Raw genomic sequence first — 12,269 nt, forward strand, 5'->3', positions numbered from 1 at the left:
GCGACGGCCCGGGATAGGTGATGCGGGACACCCGGTCGCCGTTTCGATCCACGCTCCCACGCGGGGAGCGACCTTCGACGGCTTCTTGTACCAGTAGGCCGCGACGCGTTTCGATCCACGCTCCCACGCGGGGAGCGACCGCAGGCAGGGGCATAGGGCATGGCGACTGATCTGGTTTCGATCCACGCTCCCACGCGGGGAGCGACCGCCCGCGGCCCCGCGGTTGGGCGACAGAGGAGGAGTTTCGATCCACGCTCCCACGCGGGGAGCGACCCGGCGGGCAGTGCAGAGAGCCCGTGCCACTCGAGGTTTCGATCCACGCTCCCACGCGGGGAGCGACTTCCGCGCGAGCGAGCCGCTGGGGCCGACGACGACAGTTTCGATCCACGCTCCCACGCGGGGAGCGACGAGACCGGCATCTCTCACTTCGGGCTGTTGCAGGTTTCGATCCACGCTCCCACGCGGGGAGCGACCATGCATTCTGTGATCGTCTCGACTCTATGTTGGAGTTTCGATCCACGCTCCCACGCGGGGAGCGACTGCCATGATCAGCATTCCTAGGCCGTCCTTAGCAGGTTTCGATCCACGCTCCCACGCGGGGAGCGACTGGGAGGATGCAATGTATTTCATCGCTGATACTATGTTTCGATCCACGCTCCCACGCGGGGAGCGACAGTCCTGCGCCTGCACAAACAGGTCGCCGATGATCTGGTTTCGATCCACGCTCCCACGCGGGGAGCGACCGAATTTTGCCGGTATTGCCAAAGCGACGTCAACGTTTCGATCCACGCTCCCACGCGGGGAGCGACAGGGACGCGGCAGCAAGAGCCTGACCAATCTCAAGGTTTCGATCCACGCTCCCACGCGGGGAGCGACACGGTTCGCTATATGGCATTCATCCTGTATGTCACTGTTTCGATCCACGCTCCCACGCGGGGAGCGACCCTGCGCATCAGCCGGCCCTCGAGCTCCGCCGTGTTTCGATCCACGCTCCCACGCGGGGAGCGACTGCCGCCGACCTGCGCCGGCTGGACTGTCTCGTCGTTTCGATCCACGCTCCCACGCGGGGAGCGACGTGAGGGCCGGCTGATCAACTGCTACTCTGCGCACGTTTCGATCCACGCTCCCACGCGGGGAGCGACGGTGAGTTTTTCGCGCTCAACCTGCTGCTGCCAGGCGTTTCGATCCACGCTCCCACGCGGGGAGCGACTCGAGCAGAGCGCGGACCATGGGCGCCGAGAAGAGTTTCGATCCACGCTCCCACGCGGGGAGCGACGAACGTGTGCTGTGGTGACCGCGCCATCACGGCGTTTCGATCCACGCTCCCACGCGGGGAGCGACCCGGTCTGATTGGCGACTGCTCGCCGTCGGCGGTGTTTCGATCCACGCTCCCACGCGGGGAGCGACTTAGCCACTCGGGCGGGTACCCCATGAGCCAGGAGACGTTTCGATCCACGCTCCCACGCGGGGAGCGACCCCTCCTCGTCTAACCTGTTCCGGACGCGGAGAAAACGCCTTCGGCAGCGCGAACCGGGCGGCCGCAGCGTGGATTGCACGGCGCGGCGCGCGGCCCGCGCGGGAGGCAAGCAGATGTCTCAATGACTTGGCGTCGGCGCGAACCTCCCGGAGCATCCGGGCTCGCTTGTGGTTCGCGCCGGCGCCCGCCGCGTCAGCGGCGGAGCTTCCTGTCGAGCGCCGCGAGGCGCTTGGGCGCGTCGCTGTCGCCCGCGGCCGCCGCCTTCTCGTACCAGGCGCGGGCCGCGGCTTCGTCGTGGGCCACGCCGCGGCCGGCCTCGTAGAGGCCGCCCAGATTGAACATGGCCCTCGCGCTGCCGGCGTCGGCGCCCTTGCGGTACCAGTCGGCGGCCACGGCCGCGTCCCGCCGCACGCCCTGCCCCCGCTCGTAAAGCATTCCCAGGCTGTTCATGGCCTCCGCGTCGCCGGCCGCGGCGGCCCGGCGGAACCAGCCGAGCGCCGTCGCATCGTCCGGCGCCACGCCCTCCCCGTTGATGTAGAGGATGCCCAGATTATACATGGCCGCTGGGTGACCCGCGGCGGCCGCCTTCTCGTACAGAGCGCGGGCGGCGCGGAGATCCCGTTTGACGCCGAGGCCGCCGCCGTAGAGGACGCCGAGGCCGTAGAGCGCGGTCGCATCGCCGGCCGCGGCGGCCTTCTGGAACCAGCCCCGCGCCGCCTGATAGTCCTGCGTCGTGCCATCGCCCTCGGCATGGAGCAGGCCGAGGTAGGCCATCGCGGGCACGCTCCCCGCCGCCGCGGCCCTTTCCAGCCAGCCGCGCGCGGCCACGGGGTCCTGCGGCAGCGTGAGGCCGTCGGCGTAGAGCACGCCGAGGCTGAACATGGCTGCTCCGTCTCCCGCCTCGGCGGCCGCCTCCAGCCACCGGCGCGCGGCCGTGGCGTCCGGCGCCACGCCCTCGCCCCGGGCATACATGAGCCCCACGCTGCCCATGCCCGGCACGCTGCCGGCCTCGGCCGCCTTCAGGTACCAGGCGTATGCGGCGACGGGATCTCGCGCGACGCCCTGGCCGTTGGCATACATGAAGCCCAGATTGTAGAGCGCGGCGGGCTCGCCTTGGCTGGCCGCCTTCTCGTACCAGCCGCGGGCGGCCCCGTAGTCCTGCGGCACGCCCAGGCCCTTGGCGTAGAGCACGCCCACGCCGGTGAGGCCCGACGGGTTGCCCGCCTCCGCCGCCTTCTCGAACCAGTTGCGCGCGGCGGCGTAGTCGGGCGCGCCCCACTCCCCCTCGACGTAGATCGTGGCCAGATCATACATGGCCTTCGCATCCCCGGTGGCGGCGCCCTTCTCGTACCAGCTGCGCGCCACGGCGGCGTCCCGCGCCACGCCCTCGCCGTCGGCATACATGCGGCCGAGGAAGGTCATGGCGCGTGCCCCGCCGGCGGCGGCGGCCTTCAGGAACCAGCTGCGGGCGGCGTCATAGTCCTGCGCCACGCCTTCGCCGGCGGCGTAGATCACGCCCAGGTTGGTCATGGCGCTGGCCTGACCCGCCTCCGCCGCCCGCAGGTACCAGGCGCGTGCCGCCGCCTGATCCTTCGGCCCGCCGCGGCCGCCGTCGAGAAGTACCCCCAGGTTGTACATGGCGTTGGCATCGGCGGCGTCGGCGGCCTTCTGCAGCCAGACGCGCGCGGCCGCATCGTCCCGCGCCATGCCGTCGCCCTCGGCATACATGATCCCGAGGATAGCCATGGCAGGCACGTTGTCAGCCTCGGCTGCGCGGCGGAACCAGCCACGGGCAGCGGCATGGTCCTCCGCCACCCCCTCTCCGCGCTGATACATGAGGCCCAGGTTGAGCAGCGCCGTCGGCTCGCCGTCGTGGGCCGCCTTCTCGTACCACTGGCGGGCGACGGCGTAATCCTGCGGCACGCCCTGGCCGTTGGCATGGAGCGCCCCGAGGGCGGTCATGCCCGGCGCGAGGCCTGCGTCCGCCACCTTCTGAAACCAGCTTCGCGCCAGCGCATAGTCGGGGAGAATGCCGTCGCCCTCGGCATAGAGCAGGCCCAGGTTGTACATCGACCTGACGTTGCCGGCCGCGGCCGCCGCCTGCAGGCGGCGGAGCTCCTCCGAGACGTTGCCGCGGTCGATGCCGATCGCGGCGGCGCCGAAGCCGTGCCGGACGTTCCCCACGGCGAGCGCGCCTCGGGTCTCGCCGGCGACCAGGCCAAGCAGCGCGATCGCCAGAACGCTTCCAAGCCGCATGAGCCCCACGCCCCCTTCGAAGCCTACAGCGCCAGGTTGCAGCAGCGGCGCGGCGGCATCAAGCGAAATCGCGACCGGCGGCGCGGGTGGGTGCCGGCGAGCTGCCCGCGCTGCGGCGATGCCCTTCCCGGCCACGTGTCTCGATCTCCGCTCCCGCGGGGGTGAGCGACGCGCTGGAGTGAAGGGTGAGGCTGTGGCCCGCCTGATCGGGCAGGACCACGGTGTTGCGCGCCAGCGTGCCGCGGTGGGCCATGAGCTCGCCGAAGCCCATGACACGCTGGCCTGCCTTGGTGCGCTTGGTGGCCTACTTGTCGCGGGCGTCAGGGGACGTCTCGGTTCTGACGACGGGCGAGGTGCGGGCGGCGGCGATCTCGGCATCGTGAAAGAGCAGTGGCGCCAAGGCCCGGCGCCGATGCCATTCGAGGTGATAGGCGAGCATGCAGACGAAGACGTGAGCGCTCGGGGCTCAGTCCAGTGGCGGATACCGGGTCTCAATCAAGGCGTGCAGTCCAAAACTATCACCGTATTGCACATTTTTGCAGCGCGCCTATGCGGCGCGAAGAATAAGATCTGCGGCCTTCTCGGCTATCATCATGGTCGGCGCGTTCGTGTTGCCGGTCGGTATCCGCGGCATAATCGAAGCGTCGACCACACGAAGGCGTTCAAGGCCACGTACGCGAAGCATCGGATCGACAACTGCCATATCATCTTCGCCCATGCGGCAGGATCCAACGAGGTGGTAGACAGACGTCGCGGTATTTCGAATATATTTGTTGAGCTCTTCGTCAGAGGTAACTTCGGAACCAGGCTGATATTCGGCTCCCCGGAAGCTATCAAAGGGCGACCGTCCGATCACATCGCGCGCGATCCGGATAGCCGCTCGGAATGGACGCAGGTCCTCGTCGGATTGCAGATAACGCGGGTCGATATCAGGCGCCGTCGCGGGATCGCTCGACGCGAGCTTGACCGTTCCCCTGCTTTGAGGATGGCACGCCGTCGCATGCGCTAGAAAGCCTTCCCGCTGCACGATTTCGCGACCGTGATCATGATACATGAGCAGCGGAAGATGATACTGTATATCTGGATATTCGAGATGACCCGCACTTTTCACGAATGCCATCGCTTCAAGTCCATTCGTCGTCATCATGCCCGACTTAAAAAAGATATACTGCGCCAGCATCCGAAGTGACTTGGCCGGACGGAGGAACTGCAAGGCCGAATAGGGCTGCGTGATTTCCTGTGCCACATGGACAGCCAAATGGTCCTGCAGGCTCTCGCCTACGCCAGCCAGTTCGGCTACGATCTTGATGCCATGTCGCCGCAATAGGGAAGGCTCGCCGATGCCCGAAAGCTGGAGAATATGTGGGGAGTTTACCGCGCCGCCTGATAAAATGACTTCCATCTCGGCACGGACGGTCTTCCGTGAACCTTTTCTGGCGTACTCGACGCCCGTGGCACGTCCGCCTTGTACCACGACCCGCGTCACGAGCGCGTCCGTGATCACGGTCAGGTTGCGCCGATCTCGAATGGGTTCAAGATAAGAGGTTGATGCGCTCTGCCTTACACCGTCGGCGAAATTTCCTTCCGCGGGTCCGAATCCTTCTTGAGACACTCCATTCATATCGGGATTGTACGTAAAGCCAGCCTCAACGCCTGCTTCCACCCACGCATCGGCGATCGGGCTCATCGCATGCCTTGCTGGGCCGGATGTGAGCTTGATCGGGCCCTCAGACCCGCGCTGGTCGGAGGGGCTGCCTGCAGAGCTTTCGAGCTTGCGGAAATACGGCAGGCAGTCGTCGTAGGACCAACCTGTATTGCCCATCTGTCGCCAAGCGTCATAGTCGCCGGCGTTCCCGCGAGCGTAAACCATGCCGTTTATCGCGCTTGATCCACCTAGCACTTTGCCGCGCGGAACATACATCTTGCGACCGTTAAGCCCGGCCTGCGGGACCGTCTCGAATTTCCAGTTGCCCCGGCCCGACTTCATGAGCGGAAAATAGCCCGCGGGCATGCGGTAAAGAAAGTGACGATCTTTTCCGCCGGCCTCAATCAAGACCACCGTGACGTTGGGATCTGCACTTAAGCGGTTTGCAAGGACGCAGCCCGCACTACCCGCACCAACGATCACATAATCTGCCATTCGTCCCGCCCTCGACCTTGGAAGCGGCCCGATCCACCACAAGCCCAACCAGCGCTGACGCGTCGGCCAAAGCGATCACCCGGCATCCGCCTTCGTTTTGTATTCTGTTTGTTATCGCGGCTCCGCGTCATCGCTCAATAGCGACGGCGCAAGCATTGCATATGCGATAGAGCAACTTCGCCCTGCTCCTCGATCTATTCGCCTTGGATCGACCTGGCTCGGCGCAACGCTGCGCCGTATCTCGGGCAAGAGCGAGCGGGCGACCGCCATCCGCTATGCCCTGGCCCGCTGGACCTCGCTGACCCGCTATCGCAACGGCTTCGATCCATGCTCCCACGCGGGGAGCGACGAGGGCCGCCCGCACCCCCGCCTCTATTGGGTGACGGAGTTTCGATCCACGCTCCCACGCGGGGAGCGACACGGCGGCGTGCGCATCCTCGTGCAGGAGGCCAAGTTTCGATCCACGCTCCCACGCGGGGAGCGACCGACGCGGCCGTTGTAGGCCGGCGGGTACCAATCGTTTCGATCCACGCTCCCACGCGGGGAGCGACTCGCCGACGTGCTGCGCCGTGGCTTCATCATCGTGTTTCAATCCACGCTCCCACGCGGGGAGCGACAGCTCGGTGTCCTGCGCGATGCGGCCGACCGACGGGTTTCAATCCACGCTCCCACGCGGGGAGCGACGCAGTACCACACACTTTCAGACGGCTTGACGCTGTTTCAATCCACGCTCCCACGCGGGGAGCGACCACCGGACCGCGTCAGAATGACTCCGTTGACAGGTTTCAATCCACGCTCCCACGCGGGGAGCGACGGCGATCCGTGCGGGCGAGACGGCGGAGGCCGAGTTTCAATCCACGCTCCCACGCGGGGAGCGACGGAGAGACCGTGACCAGCCGCCGATACCGGCGAAGTTTCAATCCACGCTCCCACGCGGGGAGCGACGTTCTGTCTGGCTCCGGACGGCGTCGCATGGTCGGTGTTTCAATCCACGCTCCCACGCGGGGAGCGACCACCCGTTGACGGTCGGCGGGAGCGGAAGGTCGAGTTTCAATCCACGCTCCCACGCGGGGAGCGACCGGGCGGAGATGGTCGGATAGGTCACGCATGTCAGGTTTCAATCCACGCTCCCACGCGGGGAGCGACTCTGGCGTCTCTGTTTGGGAGGGAGGCGCACAGGTTTCAATCCACGCTCCCACGCGGGGAGCGACCCCATCTGGAGGGCGAGCGTCAGGATCTGCTTGAAGTTTCAATCCACGCTCCCACGCGGGGAGCGACTGTTCAGCGAGCGCCAGTCCTTCCCCGCTTCGACGTTTCAATCCACGCTCCCACGCGGGGAGCGACACCTCCATCTGAGCATTCGCCCGCCGCTATTTGGCGTTTCAATCCACGCTCCCACGCGGGGAGCGACCGGCGACAATGGCCAGAAGCAGGATTGCGACGAGGTTTCAATCCACGCTCCCACGCGGGGAGCGACCATAGTTGGCGTTGTCGTCGGAGTGCGTGAGCTTGTTTCAATCCACGCTCCCACGCGGGGAGCGACGATGCCATTACCGAGCATCTCGCCGACCGATGTGCGTTTCAATCCACGCTCCCACGCGGGGAGCGACCCTCTCCGTCTAATCCATTGCAGGTGCTCCGAAAATACGTCCGCTCCCGCGAGCCGCGGTCGCGGCGGCTTCGATGCGGCGCGCTGGGCGCGGCCCAAGCCGGACGCGAGCTGCTACATCAAGGACTTGGCGGCGGCGCGAACCTGCCGGGGAATCCGGGCTCGCTTGGGGTTCGCGCGGCCAGCAGCTTCCGCCTGCGCGACGAGACGACGGCGGCCCGATTATCCGCCCTTGCCTGATAATCCTTCCTGACCTTGCCGAATTATCGCGAGGCCGTCCCGGTCCCATGTTCCGGGCCATGCAAACGCCGCCCGCTTCGAGGCAGGAGGATACCATGGTCGAGATGCCGCGGACTGCCGAGTTCCAGCCAGCCGCCGACGCCGCTCGGGACGACGCAGCCAAGGCCGCCCCCCGCCCGCGCCGCAACGTGCTCAAGCGCGGCGCCATCGCGCTGGCGCTGCTCGCCGGCACGGCGCTCGCGGCCGACTACGGCTATGCCTACTGGACCACCGGGCAATACCTGCAATCCACCGACGATGCCTACGTCAAGACCGATTCCACCATCGTGGCGCCCAAGATCTCCGGCTACATCGCCCAGGTCCTCGTGGCGGACAACGAGGCGGTCAAGGCCGGCCAGGTGCTCGCCCGTATCGACGACCGCGATTTTCGCGCAGCGCTGGCGCAGGCCCGGGCCGACGACGACGCGGCGGCGGCCGCCATCCGCAACCTCAAGGCCCAGATCACCCTGCAGCAGTCGGTGATCGCCGGAGCGGAGGCGGCGATCGCCGCCACCCAGGCCAACCTCACCTTCGCCCAGGCCGATGCGACCCGCTACCGCGATCTGGTCAATACCGGCGCCGGCACCCTGCAGCGGGCGCAGCAGACGCAGGCGACCGCCACCGAGACGGCGGCGCAACTGCGGCGCGACCAGGCGTCGCTGGCCGAGGCGAAGGCCAAGGTGCCCGTGCTGGAGACGCAGCGCGACCAGGCGGAGGCGCAGAAGAACCGCACCGCCGCGGCCGTGCTGCAGGCCGAGCTCAACCTCTCCTACACGACGATCACGGCGCCGGTCGACGGCACCGTGGGCGCGCGCACGCTGCGCGTCGGCCAGTACGTCGGCGCCGGCACGCAGCTGATGGCGGTGGTGCCGCTCGGCGCCGTCTACATCGTGGCCAACTACAAGGAGACCCAGCTCGCCGCCGTGCGGCCGGGCCAGACCGTCGAGGTGGAGGTCGACACCTTCCCCGGCGTGGTGCTGAAGGGCCATGTGGACAGCCTGTCGCCGGCGAGCGGCCTGGAGTTCTCGCTGCTGCCACCGGACAACGCGACAGGCAACTTCACCAAGATCGTGCAGCGCATCCCGGTGAAGATCACGCTGGATCCCTCGGCGCGGACCGGCCTGCTGCGCGCCGGCATGTCGGTGCAGCCGAGCATCGACACCAAGGCCGAGGTGATGGCGGAACGCCGGGTCGCGGCGACGGCAGCGGCCTCGCCGCGATGAGCCCAGCCGCGATGAGCCGAGCCGCGATCCCCGCCGCCACCATGGTGGAACGTGGATCGTCCACCGCGGCCGAAAGATCCTTCCCGCGTTTCCCTGCTTAACGCCGCCGCCGGCACGGACGATGCTGCCGGCATCCACCCACCCGAAAGGACCAGCCCATGACCACCGCGACCGCTCCCCTCGCCGGGCTGCCGGAAGCCCTGCCCGCCACCGTCAAGGCCTGCCGCGTCCATCGCTTCGGGCCGCCCGAGGTGATCACGCTCGAGGATATCGCGCTGCCCGTTCCCGGCGAAGGCGAGGTGCTGGTGCGGGTGGCGGCCGCCGGCGTCGGGCCGTGGGACGGCTGGATCCGGTCGGGCAAGAGCGCGCTGCCCCAGCCGCTGCCGCTCACCCTGGGCTCGGATCTCTCCGGCGTCGTCGTCGCCGTCGGACCTGGCGTCACCTCGTTCCGGCCGGGCGATGCGGTGTTCGGCGTCACCAACGTGCGCTTCACCGACGCCTATGCCGAATATGCGGTGGCCGCAGCGGGCATGATCGCCCCCAAGCCGCCGGGCCTGGCCGACGTGGACGCGGCGGCGGTCCCCGTCATCGCGGTCACCGCCTGGCAGGCGCTGTTCGACCACGCCGGCCTCAAGGCCGGGCAGACGGCGCTGATCCACGGTGCCGCCGGCAACGTCGGCGCCTTCGCGGTGCAGTTCGCGCGCCGGGCCGGCATCAAGGCCGTCGCCACGACACGCGGCAAGGATGCGAGCTTCGTGCGGTGCCTCGGCGCCGGTGTCGTCGTCAACGTGGACCATGAGCGCTTCGAGGACGCGGCGCACGGCGTGGACGCGGTGATCGACCTCGTCGGCGGCGAGACCCAGCAGCGCTCCTTCGCCGTGCTCAAGCCCGGCGGCCGCCTGATCTCGGCGGTGTCGCAGCCGGATCAGGCCGAGGCGGCGCGCCGCGGCGTCGAAGCACGCTTCTTCCTGGTCGACGTGACCACGGCCGACCTGACGCGCATCGCCGCCATGCTCGCCGCCGGCCGGCTCGAGGTGCAGGTCGGCGCCGTGCTGCCGCTGGCGAGCGCCCGGGCCGCCCACGAGATGCTTGAGGGCACCCGCCCCCACCCGCGCGGCAAGATCGTACTCAGGGTGCGGGCCTGAGAGAGCGGCCTATGTCTGCGGACGGGTGGGTCCGGCCCGGCCAAGGCTCCCGATGCGGCGTCCCGGACACACCGGCATCACCACATCTGCGCATGGTCATGTGGTACGCCCCATACTTTCGCCGCAAGCGGTCGACCTGAAGATGACTGCAAGACGCCAAAAGCGCCTCGCTCAGGATACGGCGGCAACGGCGACGATTGCCTCAAGAGCTCACAACAATACTTCGTAGCCTACGGCGGCATCTGCGGTGATCGCGCCAGGCGGCCGCCGGCTCACCGCCTGCGTTTCTTGTCGAGCGCCTCTAGCCGCTTCGCTGCGTCCTCGTCACCCGCGGCGGCCGCCTTTGCATACCAGCTGCGCGCGGCAGCATCATTCCGCGCGACGCCGTGGCCCATCTCATACTGGACACCCAGGTTGAACATGCCAGTCGCATCGCCCGCATCGGCGGCCTTGAGGAACCATTCGCGGGCCACACCGTAGTTTTGCGGCAGTCCAATCCCCTTCTCGTAGAAGACACCGACATTGGCCATGGCGGTGCCGTGGCCAGCAGCGGCAGCCTTGCGAAACCAGTCGAGGGCCGCTGCATTGTCCCGCCGCACCCCGTCGCCCTCCAAATACAGGATACCCACTTCGTACATCGCTGCCGCATCGCCGGCATCGGCGGCCTTCCGCAGCCAGGCGCGCGCAGCTTCGTCGTCCTGTGCCACGCCCTCGCCGCTGAAATACATCAAGCTCAGGTTGAACATCGCATTCACGTTCCCGCCCTCGGCCGCCTTGCGGAACCAGCCGAAGGCCGCAGCAGCGTCCTTTGCGACGCCTTGGCCGGCGAGATGCATGGCGCCCAGGTTGAACATGGCGACCGGCTCGCCGAGGGCCGCCGCCTTCTCGTACCAGCCGCGGGCAGCCGCCCAATCCTGTGCCACGCCCTTGCCCTTCGCCGAAAGGAAACCAAGGGCGGTCCAACCGGTCGGGGCGCCCGCGTCCGCAACCTTCTGGAACCAGGCGCGGGCGGCGCCGAGATCCTGGGGGACGCCATAGCCCTCGGTGTAGATCACACCCAGCTTGTACATGGCCGCGGGGTCGCCGGCGGCGGCCGCCGCCTCGAGGCGGCGTAGCTCCGCGGGCAGGTTGTTCTGGTCAAGTTTCTTCCAGATCTCAGCAGCTCCAAGAGCATCGCCGGTGGCTCGAGCCTCGGCTGCGTAGCCGCAAGGGCTGAGCAGGCACAGCGAAATCACCAGAGCCACCCGAACCCGCATGCCGTCGCTCCCCGCTACCCTTGCTTGCAAGCTTGAGGGATCGCACCGGCCGGTCAAGCGGAAAGCGCTTCCGGCATGCGCTCAGCACGCGCTGGCAACGAGCGCTTGCCGCGCGCATCTGCCCGCTCAGCTGCGGCGCGGCTCCTCCTGAGCGCGGAACGCGCGAGAGCGCCGCCGCGCGGGCGGTGCGTCCTCGGCCCGCGCCAGCTCGGCGAAGACGCGCGGCGCGCCGGCGATGAAGGTGGCGACGATGCCGCGCACGCTCGTCTCCAGCGGCTCCAGCGGCGCAAAACCGTAGATGTGGTGGCGGATGGCGAGGTAGATGATCGCCCCTTGCAGGTCCCACACGGTCTGCAGCTCGCGCGCCGAGAGCTCGCTGTCCGCCACCTGGGGTAGCCCCGCCGCCTCGCGCACGGCGTGGCAGACGCGCGGCACGATGCGCTCGCCCACCTGCGTGACGTAGCGGTGGGTCAGGCTGTCGCCGGCGAGCGCCGCCTGCATGCTGATGCGGATGAAGTTGTGCTCGACGACGATGCGGGCGTAGTCCTGGTAGAAGCGCTCGAGCTTGTCCTCCAGGGCAACGCCGGGCTCGGCCAGCATGCGCTCCCAGTCGCTCTTCCAGCGGCTGAGGAATACCCGCTGGTAGACCTTCTCGATCAGGTCTTCCTTGCTCTGGAAATACTTGTAGAGCGCCGGCTGGGTCAGGCCGAGCCGGCGGGCCAGCTCGCGCGTCTGGCCGGCGAAGCCGACGTCGGCGAAGAAGCGGATGGCCTCGTCGAGGATCATGGCCTCGCGCTGCTCCCGGTCGGCCCCGCGGTCGAAGCTCACCGCCGGCGACGCCTCGCGCGCCGCCTTCGTCCTCACCCTCGGCATGACATCCTTCG

At 68.0% G+C, this 12,269-nt stretch carries 7 protein-coding genes and 2 CRISPR repeat arrays (1 of these 9 cut by a window edge); of the genes, 2 read left to right on the plus strand and 5 right to left on the minus strand.

The window, feature by feature from the left end:
- Positions 1-1,476: direct repeats of the CRISPR family, unit length 32 nt; unit sequence GTTTCGATCCACGCTCCCACGCGGGGAGCGAC (it extends 1,864 nt beyond the left edge of the window).
- Between the two features lie 193 nt (positions 1,477-1,669).
- From ACZ5PO_RS34595 to ACZ5PO_RS34605, 3 genes are all read right to left on the minus strand, one after another.
- Positions 1,670-3,733, minus strand: coding sequence for a tetratricopeptide repeat protein (locus tag ACZ5PO_RS34595; protein WP_464187246.1), 2,064 nt, complete (start codon positions 3,731-3,733; stop codon positions 1,670-1,672).
- 58 nt (positions 3,734-3,791) lie between these two features.
- On the minus strand, positions 3,792-4,004 hold the full coding sequence (locus ACZ5PO_RS34600) for a hypothetical protein (RefSeq protein WP_464187247.1): 213 nt from the start codon (positions 4,002-4,004) through the stop codon (positions 3,792-3,794).
- Between the two features lie 276 nt (positions 4,005-4,280).
- Positions 4,281-5,873, minus strand: a complete 1,593-nt coding sequence (locus ACZ5PO_RS34605) for a GMC family oxidoreductase (protein ID WP_464187248.1) — start codon at positions 5,871-5,873, stop codon at positions 4,281-4,283.
- A gap of 317 nt (positions 5,874-6,190) precedes the next feature.
- A CRISPR array of direct repeats spans positions 6,191-7,483; the repeat unit is 32 nt; unit sequence GTTTCGATCCACGCTCCCACGCGGGGAGCGAC.
- Between the two features lie 334 nt (positions 7,484-7,817).
- On the opposite strand from ACZ5PO_RS34605, the gene ACZ5PO_RS34610 reads away from it, so the two are divergent.
- Both ACZ5PO_RS34610 and ACZ5PO_RS34615 read left to right on the plus strand, forming a co-directional pair.
- Positions 7,818-8,984, plus strand: coding sequence for an HlyD family secretion protein (locus tag ACZ5PO_RS34610; protein WP_464187249.1), 1,167 nt, complete (start codon positions 7,818-7,820; stop codon positions 8,982-8,984).
- 158 nt (positions 8,985-9,142) lie between these two features.
- On the plus strand, positions 9,143-10,129 hold the full coding sequence (locus ACZ5PO_RS34615; protein WP_464187250.1) for an NADP-dependent oxidoreductase: 987 nt from the start codon (positions 9,143-9,145) through the stop codon (positions 10,127-10,129).
- Positions 10,130-10,401: 272 nt separating this feature from the next.
- On the opposite strand, the gene ACZ5PO_RS34620 is transcribed toward ACZ5PO_RS34615, so the two are convergent.
- Both ACZ5PO_RS34620 and ACZ5PO_RS34625 read right to left on the minus strand, forming a co-directional pair.
- Positions 10,402-11,385: a tetratricopeptide repeat protein gene (locus ACZ5PO_RS34620; protein ID WP_464187251.1), complete on the minus strand. Its 984-nt coding sequence runs from the start codon at positions 11,383-11,385 to the stop codon at positions 10,402-10,404.
- Positions 11,386-11,511: 126 nt separating this feature from the next.
- Positions 11,512-12,258, minus strand: a complete 747-nt coding sequence (locus ACZ5PO_RS34625) for a TetR/AcrR family transcriptional regulator (protein ID WP_464187252.1) — start codon at positions 12,256-12,258, stop codon at positions 11,512-11,514.
- Between the last annotated feature and the right edge of the window lie 11 nt (positions 12,259-12,269).

Source organism: Chelatococcus sp. KU-N122 (genome assembly GCF_055391085.1).

Coding starts and splice junctions, on each gene's coding strand:
- ACZ5PO_RS34595 (WP_464187246.1), bottom strand. CDS start 3,733: ATGCGGCTTGGAAGCGTTCTGGCGATCGCGCTGCTTGGCCTGGTCGCC.
- ACZ5PO_RS34600 (WP_464187247.1), bottom strand. CDS start 4,004: ATGGGCTTCGGCGAGCTCATGGCCCACCGCGGCACGCTGGCGCGCAAC.
- ACZ5PO_RS34605 (WP_464187248.1), bottom strand. CDS start 5,873: ATGGCAGATTATGTGATCGTTGGTGCGGGTAGTGCGGGCTGCGTCCTT.
- ACZ5PO_RS34610 (WP_464187249.1), top strand. CDS start 7,818: ATGGTCGAGATGCCGCGGACTGCCGAGTTCCAGCCAGCCGCCGACGCC.
- ACZ5PO_RS34615 (WP_464187250.1), top strand. CDS start 9,143: ATGACCACCGCGACCGCTCCCCTCGCCGGGCTGCCGGAAGCCCTGCCC.
- ACZ5PO_RS34620 (WP_464187251.1), bottom strand. CDS start 11,385: ATGCGGGTTCGGGTGGCTCTGGTGATTTCGCTGTGCCTGCTCAGCCCT.
- ACZ5PO_RS34625 (WP_464187252.1), bottom strand. CDS start 12,258: ATGCCGAGGGTGAGGACGAAGGCGGCGCGCGAGGCGTCGCCGGCGGTG.